Consider the following 15,211-nt stretch of genomic DNA (forward strand, 5'->3'; position numbering starts at 1 on the left):
CACACAACATCACGATCACGCGCAACATATTCACGTATCACAATAACAGTGGGGCATGCCGCATGAGTGACAAGCCAATTGCCGAGGTTTTAAATCGCCGCCGCTTTCTCGGCGCGGCGGGACTTGCCGGCGCCGGCGCGATGCTGCCGCAGCTGGCGAAAGCCGAAGCGCCGAAGCCGGATCCGTTGATCACCGAAGTACAGGACTGGAGCCGCTATCTCGGCGAAGGCGTCGACAAGCGACCGTATGGCATGCCGTCGAAATACGAAAAGCATATCGTCCGCCGCGACGTCTCCTGGCTGACGGCGTCGCCGGAATCTTCGGTGAACTTCACGCCGCTGCACGAAATCGACGGCATCATCACGCCGTCGGGCCTGTGTTTCGAACGGCACCATGGCGGGGTCGCCGAGATCAATCCGGCCGACCACCGGCTGATGATCAACGGCCTGGTCGACAAGCCGCTGGTGTTTACCATGGACGACATCAAGCGGATGCCGCGGGTGAACAAGGTGTACTTCCTGGAATGCGCGGCGAATTCCGGCATGGAATGGCGCGGTGCCCAGCTCAACGGCTGCCAGTTCACCCACGGTATGATCCACAACGTGATGTACACCGGCGTGCCGCTCAAGGTGTTGCTCAACGAGGCCGGACTGAAGCCGAACGTGAAGTGGCTGATGCTGGAAGGCGCCGATGCCGCCGGCATGAACCGCTCGCTGCCGATCGAGAAGGCGCTGGACGACGTGCTGATCGCGTTTGCGATGAACGGCGAGGCGCTGCGGCCGGAGAACGGCTATCCGCTGCGCGCGGTGATCCCGGGCTGGCAGGGCAATCTCTGGGTGAAGTGGCTGCGCCGGATCGAGGCCGGCGACCAGCCGTGGCAGACCCGCGAGGAAACCTCCAAATACACCGACCTGATGGCCGACGGCCGCTCGCGCAAATACACCTTTGTGATGGACGCCAAGTCGGTGGTGACCAATCCGTCGCCGCAGGCACCGCTGAAATTCAAGGGCCGCAACGTGCTGACCGGTATCGCCTGGTCGGGGCGCGGTACGGTCAAGCGCGTCGACGTCTCGCTGGACGGCGGCCGCAACTGGCAAACGGCGCGGCTCGACGGTCCGGTTCTGGATAAGTCGATCGTGCGGTTCTACGTCGATTTCGACTGGAACGGACAGGAGCTCATGATTCAGTCCCGCGCCATCGATGAGACCGGCTACGTGCAACCCTCGAAGGACGAGTTGCGCAAGGTGCGCGGCGTCAACTCGATCTATCACAACAATGGTATCCAGACCTGGCTGGTGCGGCCCGACGGGGAGACTGAAAATGTCGAGATCGGTTAGTCTCCTTCTCGCCGGCGTCCTTACGGTCTCGGGAGTCGCTCTCGTGCATGCACCGGCTGGGGCGCAGCAGACGGCGGCGAAAGCCTCGACGCAGAAGGCCGCGGTCACCTTGCCTGCCAAGCTCGGGCTTGGCCGGCCTGCATTGCCTGAGGAAGTCCGCGCCTGGGACGACGACGTCCGGCCGGATGGCGTCGGCCTGCCGAAGGGCAGGGGCACCGCCAAGCAGGGCGACGAGATCTTTCAGGAGAAATGCGCGTCGTGCCACGGCGAGTTCGGCCAGGGCGTCGGGCGCTGGCCGGTGCTGTCCGGCGGCCTCGGCACGCTGACCGCCGATCGCCCCGACAAGACCGTCGGCTCGTTCTGGCCGGACGCCACCACCGCCTTCGACTATATCCAGCGCGCGATGCCACTCGGCAATGCGCGTTCGCTCGCCAGCGACGAGGTCTATGCGCTGGTCGCCTACATCCTCAGCATGAGCGACGTCATCAAGGATGAGAACTATGAGTTGAACGAAAGCAATCTGGCCAAGGTCAAAATGCCCAATGCCGGCGGCTTCTTCGTGGACGATCGCGACGTCAGCGAGAAGCACTTCTGGCAGCGCGATCCCTGCATGAAGAATTGCCGGCCGCCGCCGAAGGTGATCGGGCGCGCGATGTCGGTCGACGTCACGCCGGACTCCAAGGCCGGGCCGAAGGTGGATTGATCGCGAACGGCGCGGACCGGGATCCGCGTCGTGTGAGGTAGCAAGTCACGGAATGCCGTTATGAGTTGAACGGGTTGCTTCAGATCAATGCCGGACCGGTGATTGGGCGCACAATGTCACATCATGCTGCGGCGAGCTTACAGATCGGTGTTGCGCGGCCTACAGGTGCGCCAGTGATTATCGAATCGCTCATCGAACGTTTCGGCGACACGGCCGCGCTCACGACCGGTGGATTGCTGGTCGGATTTGCATTCGGTGCTTGCGCGCAACGCAGCAAGTTCTGCCTCCGCGCGGCGGTCATCGAGTTTTCGCAAGGCCAGTTCGGTCCCAAGCTGGCGATCTGGCTTCTGACGTTTTCGGCCGCGCTTGCCGCCACCCAGGCGGCGATCGCCATCGGCGCGCTCGACGTCAGCGAGGCGCGGCAACTCGCCGCGCGCGGCTCGCTGTCCGGCAGTATCATCGGCGGCATGATGTTCGGTGCCGGCATGATCATGGCGCGGGGCTGCGCCAGTCGTCTGCTCGTTCTGTCGGCGACCGGCAATCTTCGGGCGCTGGTGACCGGCCTGATCCTCACCATCGTGGCGCAGGCCTCGTTGCGCGGCGTGCTGTCGCCGGCCCGGGAGAGCCTGTCGGAACTCTGGACCGTGCAGGGTGGTCCGTCGCGCAACCTGCTCTCGGTGCTCAATGCGGACGCTGTGCTCGGTGCGGTATTGGGATTGGCCGGACTTGCCTTTGCATGCTGGCTGGCGCGCCGCGCCCGGGTTGGTGCCGTCACCGCGCTGAGCGCGATCGGCGTCGGCCTTGCGGTGTTCGCGGGCTGGCTGATCACCTACACGCTGTCGCAGCATTCCTTCAGCCCGATCACCATCAAGAGCGTCAGCTTCACCGGCCCGTCGGCCGATACGCTGATGGGGTTGATCAATTCGCCCTCGGTGCCGCTCGGCTTCGACATCGGGCTAGTGCCCGGCGTATTCGCCGGTGCGCTGATCGCCTCGCTGCTCGCCCGCGACTGGCAGCTGCAGGGATTTCATGACGGACCGAGCATGCGGCGTTATGCTGCTGGCGCTTTCCTGATGGGATTTGGTGGTATGCTGGCCGGCGGCTGCGCGGTCGGTGCCGGCGTCACAGGCGGTGCGATCTTCGCTGTCACCGCCTGGCTTGCGCTGGCGGCGATGTGGCTGGGCGCGCTGGTCACGCATGTTATAATGGACAAGGATGTGGCGGGCGAGATCGCGCCTGCGCTGACGTTAAAATAGTTCGGCAGCAAGCCGGCACGCTACCGGGAAACGCACATGAGCCTCGAGGGAATGTTGACCGCGAGATATCCAGACAGCCGATCCGGGCCTGGCCGGCGGGCCTCGACATGACGGGCGGCCGCGAGCTGTCACCGGTCGCACTGGGTGCCGCGATCATGCTGTGCGGAGTTGCGCCGTTGTGCGCCGGTGACCGGGAGCTTGGCGAATATCTGTCGAGCGAGTGCGTCACCTGTCACCAGATCAGCGGCCGCTACGACGGCATTCCGCCGATTGTCGGCTGGCCCGAGACTGATTTCGTGCAGGCGCTCGGTGAATATCGCGACAAGTCGCGCGAGAACGCGGTGATGCGCTCGATCGCCGTGAAGTTTACCGACGAGGAGATCGCCGCGCTTGCCAGCTACTTCGGCAGCATCGGACCGCACGCCGAAAAAAGCCAGAGATGAAAGCAACGCCGCGCCATGCGGCACATTCACAGAAGGGGAGCACCATGACGTCACTCAGCCGTCGCCAATTTTCTGCCGGGCTAGTTGCCGGCCTCGTCGCGATGCCGGGCGTGCTGCGCGCCCAGGCCAAGCCGCGCCTCGTCGTGATCGGCGGCGGTCCCGGCGGCGCCACGGTGGCGAAATATGTCGCCAAGGATTCACAAGGCGCCATCGACGTCACCATGATCGAGCCGCTGGAAAAGTTCACTACCTGCTTTCATTCCAATCTGGTGCTCGGCGGTTTGCGCAGCCTGGAATCCACTACCCATGCCTACAAGCTCGACGCCTACGGCGTGAAACAGGTCCGCCAGGTCGCCGCCGCGATCGACCGCGACAAGAAGCAGGTGCGGCTCGCCGACGGCAGCACGCTCGCCTATGACCGGCTCGTGGTATCGCCCGGCATCGACATCAAATTCGAGTCGGTGCCCGGCTATTCCGAAGCCGCCTCGGAGATCATGCCGCACGCCTGGAAGCCCGGACCGCAGATGCAGCTTCTGAAGAAGCAGCTCGATGCGCTGCAGGACGGCGCGACCATCGTGATGCTGGCGCCGCCCAATCCCTATCGCTGCCCGCCCGGGCCCTATGAGCGGGCATCGTGCATGGCGCATGTGCTGAAGGCCAAGGGTCACACCCGGTCGAAGATCGTCATCATCGATCCGAAGGACAGGTTTTCCAAGATGGCGGTGTTTCAGGAAGGCTGGCAGAAGCATTATCCCGGCATGATCGAGTGGATGGACCCGAAGATGCACGGCGGGGTGAAGTCGATCGATGCCAAGGCGATGACGGTGACGACCGATTTCGAGACCATCAAGGCCGATCTGGTGAACGTCATCCCGGCGCAGATGGCCGGCAAGATCGCCCGCGACGCCGGCCTCACCAACCAGACCGGCTATTGCCCGATCGACGCTGCCAACATGCGGTCGGCGATCGATCCGAATATCTACGTGCTCGGCGACGCCTCGATCGCCGGCGCGATGCCGAAATCGGCTTTCGCGGCCAACAGCCAGGCCAAGGTGGTGGCGATGGCAGTGCGCGGCGAGCTAGCCGGCAGCCGTACCTTCCCGGCGCGCTATGCCAACACCTGCTGGTCGGTGATCCAGACCGACGACACGATCAAGGTCGGCGGGCGCTACGAGCCGAAGGAGGGTGCCATCGCCGAGGTCGAGGGTTTCGTCTCGAAGCCCGGCGAGGACGCCGGCGTTCGCGTGCAGACCACCGAGGAAAACATGGGCTGGTACGCCAGCATCGTCGCCGACATTTTTGCCTGATCCCAAGCGTCCGCGATGTCGCGCGTCGCGGGCGCCGTCCATGGAGAGTTGACGTGAGCAAGCCCATCGGGATTGGCCGGCGCAGCGTACTGCGCGGTCTGGCGGGGAGTACGGCGCTGCTGGCCTGTCCGGCGATCGCGCAGGTGAAGCCGCGCGTCGTCGTGGTCGGCGGCGGACCCGGTGGGGCGACCGCGGCGCGCTATCTGCGCCATGGCGACGACTCCATGCATGTCACGCTGATCGAGCCGAACCGGATCTACACCACGCCTTTCACGTCGAACCTGTATCTCGGCGGGCTGAAGCCGTTCGAGACGCTGAATTTCGGCTACGAGGCGATTGCCGCCGCCGGTGTCGGCATGGTGTTCGACAGCGTCACCGCGATCGATCGCGATGCCAGGCAGGTGAGCACCAACGGCGGTGCTCGCATCTCCTACGACCGTCTGGTGTTGTCGCCCGGCATCGACTTCCGCTGGGGCGCCGTGCCTGGCTATTCTCCGGAAGCCGCGGAGCGGATGCCGCACGGCTATCGCGGCGCCGAGCAATTCAAACTGTTGAAGCAACAGCTCGACGCGGTCAGCGACGATGGCGTCATCGTCATCATCGCGCCGCCGCTACCCTATCGCTGCCCGCCGGCGCCCTATGAGCGCGCCTCGATGATGGCCTATGCGCTGAAGGCCCGTGGGGTGAAGAATGCCCGGATCGTGATCCTCGATACCAAGGACCACTTCGCGATGCAGACGCTGTTCATCGACGGATGGGAGCGGCATTATGGCGGCATGATCGAATGGCAGGATCCGGCCATCCACGGCGGCATCAAGGCGGTCGATATCAAGGCAATGACCGTGACCACCGATTTCGAAACCCACAGAGCGACGCTCGTCAACGTGATCCCGCCGCAGATCGCCGGCCGACTCGCTCGCGATGCCGGGCTCGCCGACGACAGCGGCTTCTGCCCGGTCGATGCCGGCACGATGGCTTCGCGGATCGATCCCGCGATCCATGTGATCGGCGACTCCGCGACCGGCGGCGAATTCCCGAAATCCGGCTTCGCCGCCAACAATGAAGCCAAGATGACCGCCATGGTGCTGCGCGCCGAGCTTGCGGGCGGGCGCCGTCTGCCGGTTCGCTTCACCAATCATTGCTGGAGCACGATAGCGCCGAACGACGCCGTCAAGAACGGCGCCCGCTACGAGCCGCGCGACGGCAGGATCGTGATGATCGATCCCTACACGTCGCAACTGGAAGAGGGCGCCGAGCTGCGCGCCAAGCAGGCGCGCGAGGCGGCCGGCTGGTACGTGGGCATGACGACCGATATCTTCGGTTGATCCGTGACCACGGTGTGGCGGGATTCACTGATTTTCTGGCCGATCCGATCGATCCGTTAAATCATCAGGCCGGCATGGCAACCACAAAGCAAGCGGAGCACAGATGAGCGAGCACGATGTCTGGGAGACTCGTTTCGGCGGGACGGATTTCATCTTCGGCAAGCAGCCGAACCATTTTCTGGCGTCCTGCAAGATGTTGTTGCCCGGATCTGGCAAGGCGCTTGCGATTGCCGACGGTGAGGGACGCAATGGCGTCTGGCTGGCCGAGCAGGGGCTCGACGTCGTGTCACTCGATTTTTCCGAAGCGGCGCAGGTCAAGGCCGCCTCGCTGGCAAAGGAGCGCGGCGTCGAGATCGTGTTGATCAGGGCGGACGTCCAGGCTTGGGATTATCCGGCAGAGACGTTTGACGTCGTGATCGATATCTTTACGCAGTTCAGTTCGCCGGCGGGGCGCGCAGAAAAATGGCGCGGCGTCCTTCGGAGCCTCAAGCCAAACGGATTGGTCATCGTCCAGGGCTACACGCCAAAGCAACTGGAGTACGGCACGGGTGGTCCGAAGGTTGTCGAGAATCTCTACACGCGTGAAATGCTGCAGGAGGCCTTCGGTTCGCTCCGCGACATCACCATCACGGAAGAGGAGCGCGAACTGCACGAAGGTGCTGCCCATAGCGGGATGTCGGCTGTCATAGGCCTCACCGCGCGCAAGGCTCCGTGACCGCGATGCTTTCGAGAGTTCTGCTTCTTTGAGTCCGCGCTTCGCGCTCTCCTCGAATATCGCCGGCACCTATTCTTCCCGTTCCGCGCCGAGAGAAATCCGAACGACTGCTGGCGCATTATCGCGTCCATGTGTGCGAATAGATCGCAAGCCGGTCATTCAACCGCGACAGAACGCTGTTCCGAAGCTGCGATGCCTGATCGGTAACCAGATGCTCGACGGGTTCATCGAGAAGCACGATCGGGCTGTCGCAGAGCAGTACACCCCTCCCTGGCTACCCAATTGTTCGTCATATGTTCTATGTAGTTAACCGGATTCAATTCGAATTCGAGAAGCAGCGGTATTGCGCAGGCCTCAAGTCTGAGGCCTTTGATCAACCAGATTCGAAAGATGAGCGATCCGAATGGCCTCTTGGCTCTTGGCGTCTCGACATGGCGCGAAGTCAGAATGGCCGACTTCTGCTTGTGATTGGCTGCAGCACGCGAATAAGGATCGAGAGCGCGCAACCTCTAAATTCAGCCTTTTTTGCCCTGCCGATAGGGTGCTATTCCTGTGTCCGCCAGAACTTTGGTTCAAAAGTGCGGAACATTGGGTATCCCACCAACCATAGTGGTGGGAAACTCAAAGGTCTGCACAAGGCATCCGGCAAAGCGTTGATAAGACAATGCAATCTTGAGGCCGAAATTCGCGCGACCCGAAGTTCTGTTCATCTTGTGCTCAAAGTTGTGCCCTTGGGGGGATTAAAGTCAGCTTTGGTACACGGAAGGCTTCGTGGGCGCTGTCGCTTGGATTGGGTTGCGTTTGGCGACGTTAGGAGCCTCGACGTTCAACGATCCAGAGCGTTGATCACGCGATCGCGCCGTCGCGGGCTCAATATTCCGAAGAGGCATCCGCAAAACGGGCAGCATGCACCGATCTCAAGATCGGCTCATGCGCACAGTAGGCAGGCCGTAAACTGCCCGAAGGATGAACCGGCAGGCAGGCGGTGACCGTTGATCATCGCTGTCGATCAGTGCCCACACACGAGTGGGGTAAATGTTCGGCGCTGATTGGGGACAGATGCCTTGCCGATTCACAGCGAAATTTTATCGTGTTTTATGGGCGAAAGCTTTCCGCGATTTAGTCCGTCGTGGCTTTATGAACCGACTATGAGGAGGTGCCGTCCCATATGGCCTGTACGCTGCTTCCGTGAAGACCTTCGGTTCGCCTTCGATCCTGAAACTTTCGAGGCGATGGTCCCGAGGACCCGTTTACAGCGGTCAGCGATATACTTAGCATCTCACGTTGTGAGAATGCTCCGCGAGATGTTTGGCTGCGATATAGCCGAATGTAAGCGCTGGCCCCAAGGTGATGCCGCCTCCGGGGTAGTTGCCTCCCATAATGCTGTTCAGATCGTTGCCTGCTGCGTAAAGGCCCGGGATCGGTCGGCCTTCATGATCGGTGACCCGGCTGTACCGATCTGCGCGCAGACCCGCAAAGGTGCCGAGATCGCCAACAACAACCTCGACGGCATAGAATGGGCCCGTTGCAAGCGGCGCCAGACATGGATTGGGTTCGAAATCCGGATCTCCATTAAACCGATTGTAGGAGGTCGTACCTTTCCCGAAGGCCTTGTCCTCTCCATTGGCGATGTCTTTGTTCCACTGATCCACAGTTGCTTCGAGAGCCGTGGCATCGATACCCGCGGCGCGGGCAAGCTCTGCAACGGTTTTTCCGGTCTTCAGATAGCCCGACCGGATATTGCCGCCAACCGGAACGGGGAACGGCTTGACGAAGCCCAAGCCATATCGGGTGAGGAACGGCTGATCGACGACGAGATACGCCCGGGCGGCGGCGTCGGTGCCGACCGCCGCGAACAGTGCCTGGCAAAAATCGTGATAGGAGTTGGCTTCATTGACGAAGCGCTTGCCGTTCGGCAGCACGGCGATCAGGCCGGGCTTGGCGCGGTCGATGAAATGCGGGAATACGCCATAGCTGCCGTCGCGTCGCGGGACGCGCGATACCGGCACCCAGGCTGCGGCGTTGGGATAGCCCTTCTCGGCAACAGCGCCGACTTCCTCGCCGAGCCGCAACCCGTCGCCCGTGTTTCCTTTCGGCGCGGGCGAAAAGTGCCCGTCATTGCTGCGGTCGTGCGGAAACATTTCTCGTCGCCGGCTCATGTCTTGCGGGAACCCCCCGGCTGCCAGGACCACGCCTCGTTTCGCTCTGACCGTGATGTCACCGCTCTTCGTATTGATGACGGCGCCCGTCACGGCGTCTCCTTCGCGTATCAATCTGGCTACCGGCGAATCCGTCCAGACATCGACTCCCAGATCCAGTGCGCTTCGGAACAGACGGGCGACCAAGGCATTGCCGTTTGTCAGCAACATGCCGCGCTGGTAGAGCGCGAGATCGCGCGCATGCGCCAGCAATCGCTGCGCAACGTAGGCGGCCGACTTCAGCGAGCGCGTGACGTTGAAGAAATGCTTGAGTTCAGGACCGGACCCGATCATGAGGCCCACGAATGTGAGTTCGGGAAGCGGGGGGCTCAATCTGTTGAGCTCTTTTCCGAGCCCCTGGGCGCGATAGGGAAGTGCCTTGATCGAGCGCCCGCCGGCGCGGCCGCCCGGCGCGTCCGGATGATAGTCTGAAAATGCCGATGCCGGTTCGAATTGCAGCGCGGTCTTTTCGTGGAAGAACGCAATGGCCTCCGGACCTTCCTGGAGAAATGCTTCGACATTCTCCGCGTTGAAGTGGTTGCCGGCCTCATGCCGCAGGTAGGTCCGCGCGGCGTCCACGGTGTCCTCGATTCCATCGGCCCGGGATATCGGGTTGTTCGGCACCCACATGAAGCCGCCCGAGAGAGCGGTCGTGCCGCCGACCCATTTCTCCTTCTCTGCGACGATGACCTTCAAGCCTCGTGCCTGGGCCGCGACTGCGGCGGCAAAGCCGCCCGCGCCAGAACCTACAACGAGTACATCGCAATCGACGGTCTGCGCCATCCTAGTTTCCTTTGTCATTGTCGGCATTGTTGCCTGCCGAGCTTCTTATGAATTCGCGACGCGCCCGGAGTTCATCACCGATCTGACTGTCGCGTCGCGAAAGCCATGACCCATAGCGAGCCGGCCAATCCGAGTAATCGGGATCCAGCCCAAGCATTTCCCTTGCTCGCCTCGGCCAATAGGGATCATTGAGCGCCTCGCGGGCAATCGCGACCAGGTCGGCCGCGCCGGACTGCAGGATGTCTTCTGCCTGCCGTCCATCGACGATCATCCCCACAGCCTGGGTCACGACGCCCGCACCGCGCTTGATGTCATTGGCGAAGCCAACCTGGAAACCGAGTCCGCGGGGCACGTTGCTCCGGCGTGTTTCTTCGGAAAGGCCGCCGGACGACACGTCAATGACGTCAACACCCACGTTGGAAAGATCCCGCGCAAGATGCACCGAATCATCCACCGACCATCCCCCTTCCGCGCCATCGATTGCGGATAGTCTGCAGAACAGAGGCATGCCATCCGGTATCCCGGAACGGACGCGCTCTGCTATCTCCAATGCAAGGCGCATACGGTTGTCTCTGCTTCCACCATATGCATCGGACCGATGGTTGGAGATTGGCGAAAGAAAGCTGGCGAGCAGATATCCATGGCCGAAGTGCAGTTCGATGGCATCAACGCCCGCGGCGACAGCGCGTGCGGCGGAAGCGGCGAACTGGTCGGCCACGTCCCGGATGTCGCTCTCGTCGAGCGGTTCCGGAACGCTCCATTCGGGACCGGCTGCCACCGGGCTCGGTCCGATCCGCCGCCATGGCGTGCCGTCGGGAAAATGCATATCTTCAAGCGTGAACGCTTGCCCGCCCTCCCAGAGCGGCTGGGAACCCGCCTTGCGCCCGGCATGTGCCAACTGCACGCCAACCGGCACTCCCTGGTCATGGACGAAATCGATGACACGCTTGAGTGGTTCGATCTGATCATCTGACCAAAGGCCGAGATCGTCGATGCCGATGCGACCATGCGGAGACACCGCCGTGCTCTCTGTGAAAATAAGGCCCGCGCCTCCCATCGCAAACTTGCCGAGATGAACGAGGTGCCAGTCGGTTGCCTTTCCCTGGTCCGCGGCGTGCTGGCACATCGGCGAAATGACGATGCGGTTGCGAAGCGTCAGCCCGCGCAGCGTCAGCGGAGAAAACAGGAGGCGTGCGTTGGTCCTTGGCATTTCAGATAACGACGTGGGGTTCGACGAGAAAGGCCGTGATGGTCTCCAGAAAATGGAGCGCATGCGCTTGAGACGTGTCGGCTGCCGGCGACCTGAACGCTGCGCAAAGATCCTGCTGGTTCCGGAACCACATCTCGACGATGCCGTCCAATGGCGGCTCCCCCGTGTCGTCGTCGATACCCGGCGCCTGGCCACGACCGATCACCAGGTTCTGCGTGTAACCCGCAAGCAGGGGGAAATCAGCGACCATCGCGGCATGTTTGCCGAGCCATTCAGTACGAAACTCGTCTCGCGACATTCCCTTTCGTCTCTCGAGAATGGATATTCGCTTGATCAGCGGACTATCGGCCCGCGGCACCACGACGGTTTGCTCGGCCACGATCACCGTTGTCGCCGCAATCAGCCTGGGAGAGTCTGCCACCGTTGGCGGGTAGGCGTCGGAGGCGATTGCACGGTCCATCGATGCGAGATCGTCAAACCAGAGTTCGGAGATCCCATCGAGATCCCAATTGCCGCGATCATGGTCGATCGCCAGCTGGGTTTTGTCAACGATATGGTTCCGGTGATAAGCGCGCAGCCCCGGCATCTTTGCGGCGAGCGGTCCGTGGACCTCGCGCCAGTGACGACGGAATTCTGCGGTTGAAAGGCCGGGCAGCTTCTTTGAAAGTCCCATTCTGACGATCATGTGACTCTCACAGTGCTAGGTAGCCGCCATCGACGACAAGCGTCGTGCCTGTAACGTAGCTGGACATGGTCGAGGCCAGGAAGACGGTCGGCCCGACCAGTTCTTTAGGGTCGCCATAGCGGCCCATGGGAATTCTCGCCAGGAAGCGCTCCGATCTCTCCGCATTGGAGCGCGTCGCCTCTGTCATGGCTGTGGCGAAGGTGCCGGGTGCAATGGCATTGACCCGTACGCCATCCTTGGCGAGTTCATGCGCCATGCTCTGGGTCAGGGCTCTGACGCCGGCTTTCGAGACCGGGTAGCTGACTGAGGTCGCGGTCGAGACAAATGACGCGATCGACGCGATGTTGATGATTGCGCCCTTGGTTTTTCGCAATGCCGGGAGAAACGCGACGGAGACGTTCAACGTGCCCCGCAGATTGACATCCAGCGCGGCATTCCAATGCGCAAAAAGGTCGGGACTGTCGATCGTGTGTCGCGGACAAATGCCGGCATTGTTGACGACGATCGAGACGTCTCCGACGGATGCTGCGATCTCTTTTGCCAGATCCTCGCACTCGGTCGCGTCTGTAACATCCAGCCGGAACGCCCAGGCCTGTCCGCCCGAATCGCGGATACGCCGCGCGGTCGTCTCCGCTGAGTGCGCTGCGATATCAGTTACGATCACGCGGGCACCTTCGGCAGCGAGGCCTAGGGCAATTGCTTCGCCATTGCCCTGTCCAGCGCCGGTAACGAGCGCAACTCTGGCGTCAAGAAGCATTGCTTCCTCCTCATTTCACGCATTTTTGGCCGCCGCTTCCGAACGGGACAAATTCTGCTATAGCGAATAAGTTCGGTAATAACAAATTTATTTTGCAAAACGGCCTCTGCTCCCATTGCGCGGGAGAGGACCGCTTGATAGTGAAGACGACGATCAACGAGACGGCGTTCAAGCCGGCCGAGCGCGACAACAATCAGCCGCCCGAAATCCTGCGCCTCTTGTGAAAGGCCTGTGTTCGGAGACGGCGGTAGCAACAGGGGAGAAGAAACAATGACGTCAATCAGGACGACCAGTCGCCGTGGCTTCAACAAGCTTGCGATCTCGGGAATATTCACCGCCTCTCTTGGAGCTCTGACGGCTGGGCGGGCCTGGGCCGACGGGCCGGTCAAGCTCGGATTTAATGGTGACCTTTCGGCTTCGCCATCGGCACAGTCCGGGCGGGCTGCGGTGGTCGGCATCCAGGCCGCGATCGATGATCTCAAGACGCAGGGCACAGGCCTGGGTTACGACTTCACCTTGGTCGTGCGCGACGATCTTTCGCAGCCGCCGAAGTCGATTCAAAACATGTCCGATCTGATTGACAACGAAAAGGTCGTTGCCGTGCTCGGTCCGACGAATTCGGGCAACGCGCTCGCATGGCGGCAAATTCCGAACCAGAAGCAGATTCCGGTGATGGGGTGCATCGGATCGGCTACGGATATCGTGAAGCCGATGAGTCCCGGAGCTGACAACTACATGTTTCGCGTCGGCAGCGTCGATCGCACGCAGATCGTCACGTTGATGGGCTATGCCAAAAAAAGCAAGGCCGTCAAAAACGTAGGATTTCTCACCGAGACGACGGGGTATGGCCAGGGCGGCCTCAAGGACTTGCAGGAAATCGCCGTTCTGCAGGGCATCACGCCGGTCGCCAACGAAAAGTTCAACGTCAACGACACCGACATGACCTCCCAGCTCGGCAAGATGAAGGCGGCGGGAGTGGACACCGTGCTCGTCTGGGCGCAGGGCACTCCCATCGGCCAATTGATGCGGAGCATGGAGAAGATTGACTACTTCCCGATTGTGTTGACGAGCTGGGCCGCGGACAACCTGAGCTTTATCAACGCGGCAGGACCGGCGCTCGCCGAGAAGCCGATTTTCCTGCGGACGGTTTCCGAAGCTCGCACGCCGTTTCAGCAGAAGTTTTTCGACCGGATTCGGCCGAAGATCGACGCCGACTCCGCGTTCTCCTTTGCGGTACATGGCTACGATTCCACAATGTTGCTCGCTGCTGCGATCCAGCAGGCAGGCACAACCGCGGGGCCGAAGGTGCGTGAAGCGCTGGAGGATCTGAAGAAGCCGTTCGATGGTTATGCAAAATCCTACAACAAGCCGTTCAGCAAGACCGAGCATGACGCACTGACGGCCGCGGATCAGCGCTGGACATGCTGGCGTGGCGGCAAGCTGGCCGCCTACAACGACGAGGTCGTTGCGTCCCTTAAGCCCGAAGACTTCAAGGGATAGTGCGGTTGGCGGCCTGACGGCCTCGACTGTCTGGTTCAGCCAAGAGGGAGGGGCGCGAGTGCTTGCAACATATCTGCAGGTCCTGATGAGTGGTTTGGCGGTGGGAGGAGTTTACGCTCTGATCGCCTTGAGCTTTAGCATCACATTCACGACGACGAAGACACTCAATTTTTCGCAGGGTGAATTTATCGGTTTCGGGGCCTTCCTTGGTGTGACGGTTCTCTACCTGCTATCGGCCGATCACGGCAGTTCCGGTGTTGCCGGGTTGGCCGGCAGCGCTTCCGCCGGATTAAACTATCCGATTGCGGCGCTTGCCGTGGGCTGCGTCACCGGTGTGCTCGGCATCGTGATCTTCCTTGCTGCGATACGACCGTTCTCGGGAAAGCCGGGGATGTCGTGGGTGATGAGCACGATCGGTTTCGGCGTCATCCTCCAGAGCATTGGACTTGCTGTCTGGGGGCCAGCCCCCGTGAAGCTGCCTTCGCCTTTCGGCGACGACGTGCTGCGGATTGCGGGAGCAGGGGTCCGCCCCCAGGAAGTTCTCGTGTTCGTGACGGCCGTCGTCCTGATGGTCGCACTTGATGTCGTGATGCGCGCAACGCGGATAGGCAAGGCAATGCGCGCGGTCGCCCATAATCCGGCGGTCGCATCGCTGATGGGGATCAACGTGACGGCTGTCATGATCGGTGCATTCGTGCTTTCCAGTGCGCTGGCCGGTTTGGGTGGCGTGCTGGTTGCGCCGATCGCATCGGCGTCGCTTTTCATGGGCCTGGGGATCGCCTTGAAGGCTTTCTCAGGAGCCATCATGGGCGGATTGGACAACCCGCGGGGCTGCATTTTCGGGGGATTCGCTCTCGGGCTTCTGGAGCAGGGTGTTGCGCTGTGGCAGGCCCAGTGGCGTGAGATCGTTATTTTTGCATTGATCATCCTCGTGCTTTCAGTCTGGCCCAACGGGCTGTTCGGATCGCGCTCGTTCGATAAGGTCTGATCCG

13 protein-coding genes are annotated in these 15,211 nt (G+C 61.8%); 9 read left to right on the forward strand and 4 right to left on the reverse strand.

Annotated features, from left to right (window positions below):
- The first annotated feature begins 62 nt into the window (after positions 1–62).
- The 7 genes from soxC to FIU28_RS14090 all read left to right on the forward strand — a co-directional run bounded on the left by soxC (position 63) and on the right by FIU28_RS14090 (position 7,086).
- Entirely contained in the window at positions 63–1,337 is a 1,275-nt protein-coding gene (gene soxC / locus FIU28_RS14060; RefSeq protein ID WP_143573852.1) for a sulfite dehydrogenase, read from the forward strand.
- A complete protein-coding gene (locus tag FIU28_RS14065) occupies positions 1,321–2,040 on the forward strand; it encodes a c-type cytochrome (protein WP_143573854.1) in 720 nt (239 codons plus the stop codon). The genes soxC and FIU28_RS14065 overlap by 17 nt, the downstream gene beginning before the upstream one ends.
- Before the next feature lie 173 nt (positions 2,041–2,213).
- Entirely contained in the window at positions 2,214–3,296 is a 1,083-nt protein-coding gene (locus tag FIU28_RS14070) for a YeeE/YedE family protein (protein ID WP_143573856.1), read from the forward strand.
- Positions 3,297–3,403: 107 nt separating this feature from the next.
- Positions 3,404–3,739, forward strand: a complete 336-nt coding sequence (locus FIU28_RS14075; RefSeq protein ID WP_246660677.1) for a c-type cytochrome — start codon at positions 3,404–3,406, stop codon at positions 3,737–3,739.
- Between the two features lie 44 nt (positions 3,740–3,783).
- Entirely contained in the window at positions 3,784–5,046 is a 1,263-nt protein-coding gene (locus FIU28_RS14080) for an NAD(P)/FAD-dependent oxidoreductase (RefSeq protein WP_143573858.1), read from the forward strand.
- 53 nt (positions 5,047–5,099) lie between these two features.
- A complete protein-coding gene (locus tag FIU28_RS14085; RefSeq protein WP_143573860.1) occupies positions 5,100–6,371 on the forward strand; it encodes an NAD(P)/FAD-dependent oxidoreductase in 1,272 nt (423 codons plus the stop codon).
- A 103-nt stretch (positions 6,372–6,474) separates the two neighbouring features.
- Positions 6,475–7,086, forward strand: a complete 612-nt coding sequence (locus tag FIU28_RS14090) for a class I SAM-dependent methyltransferase (RefSeq protein WP_143573862.1) — start codon at positions 6,475–6,477, stop codon at positions 7,084–7,086.
- Between the two features lie 1,271 nt (positions 7,087–8,357).
- Here the strand turns inward: FIU28_RS14090 and FIU28_RS14095 are convergent.
- Genes FIU28_RS14095 through FIU28_RS14110 form a run of 4 tightly spaced genes read right to left on the reverse strand, consistent with a single transcriptional unit; the run spans position 8,358 to position 12,719 of the window.
- On the reverse strand, positions 8,358–10,067 hold the full coding sequence (locus tag FIU28_RS14095; RefSeq protein ID WP_441351231.1) for an FAD-dependent oxidoreductase: 1,710 nt from the start codon (positions 10,065–10,067) through the stop codon (positions 8,358–8,360).
- A gap of 1 nt (position 10,068) precedes the next feature.
- Positions 10,069–11,277: an NADH:flavin oxidoreductase/NADH oxidase gene (locus FIU28_RS14100; RefSeq protein WP_143573866.1), complete on the reverse strand. Its 1,209-nt coding sequence runs from the start codon at positions 11,275–11,277 to the stop codon at positions 10,069–10,071.
- A gap of 1 nt (position 11,278) precedes the next feature.
- The gene (locus FIU28_RS14105; RefSeq protein WP_143573867.1) at positions 11,279–11,962 is read right to left on the reverse strand and encodes an EthD domain-containing protein; all 684 of its coding nucleotides are present in this window, start codon (positions 11,960–11,962) and stop codon (positions 11,279–11,281) included.
- Positions 11,963–11,969: 7 nt separating this feature from the next.
- Positions 11,970–12,719: an SDR family NAD(P)-dependent oxidoreductase gene (locus FIU28_RS14110; protein ID WP_143573869.1), complete on the reverse strand. Its 750-nt coding sequence runs from the start codon at positions 12,717–12,719 to the stop codon at positions 11,970–11,972.
- A 270-nt stretch (positions 12,720–12,989) separates the two neighbouring features.
- On the opposite strand from FIU28_RS14110, the gene FIU28_RS14115 reads away from it, so the two are divergent.
- On the forward strand, positions 12,990–14,219 hold the full coding sequence (locus tag FIU28_RS14115) for an ABC transporter substrate-binding protein (protein ID WP_143573871.1): 1,230 nt from the start codon (positions 12,990–12,992) through the stop codon (positions 14,217–14,219).
- 58 nt (positions 14,220–14,277) lie between these two features.
- Positions 14,278–15,207, forward strand: coding sequence for a branched-chain amino acid ABC transporter permease (locus FIU28_RS14120; RefSeq protein WP_143573873.1), 930 nt, complete (start codon positions 14,278–14,280; stop codon positions 15,205–15,207).
- Positions 15,208–15,211: the final 4 nt, after the last annotated feature.

The sequence above is a fragment of the Tardiphaga sp. vice154 genome (genome assembly GCF_007018645.1).
In the GTDB taxonomy this organism is placed as follows: Bacteria; Pseudomonadota; Alphaproteobacteria; order Rhizobiales; family Xanthobacteraceae; genus Tardiphaga.

Excerpts from the sequence above, each read along its gene's own strand:
- soxC (WP_143573852.1), top strand. The coding sequence starts at position 63 with ATGAGTGACAAGCCAATTGCCGAGGTTTTAAATCGCCGCCGCTTTCTC.
- FIU28_RS14065 (WP_143573854.1), top strand. The coding sequence starts at position 1,321 with ATGTCGAGATCGGTTAGTCTCCTTCTCGCCGGCGTCCTTACGGTCTCG.
- FIU28_RS14075 (WP_246660677.1), top strand. The coding sequence starts at position 3,404 with ATGACGGGCGGCCGCGAGCTGTCACCGGTCGCACTGGGTGCCGCGATC.
- FIU28_RS14080 (WP_143573858.1), top strand. The coding sequence starts at position 3,784 with ATGACGTCACTCAGCCGTCGCCAATTTTCTGCCGGGCTAGTTGCCGGC.
- FIU28_RS14090 (WP_143573862.1), top strand. The coding sequence starts at position 6,475 with ATGAGCGAGCACGATGTCTGGGAGACTCGTTTCGGCGGGACGGATTTC.
- FIU28_RS14095 (WP_441351231.1), bottom strand. The coding sequence starts at position 10,067 with ATGGCGCAGACCGTCGATTGCGATGTACTCGTTGTAGGTTCTGGCGCG.
- FIU28_RS14100 (WP_143573866.1), bottom strand. The coding sequence starts at position 11,277 with ATGCCAAGGACCAACGCACGCCTCCTGTTTTCTCCGCTGACGCTGCGC.
- FIU28_RS14105 (WP_143573867.1), bottom strand. The coding sequence starts at position 11,962 with ATGATCGTCAGAATGGGACTTTCAAAGAAGCTGCCCGGCCTTTCAACC.
- FIU28_RS14110 (WP_143573869.1), bottom strand. The coding sequence starts at position 12,719 with ATGCTTCTTGACGCCAGAGTTGCGCTCGTTACCGGCGCTGGACAGGGC.
- FIU28_RS14115 (WP_143573871.1), top strand. The coding sequence starts at position 12,990 with ATGACGTCAATCAGGACGACCAGTCGCCGTGGCTTCAACAAGCTTGCG.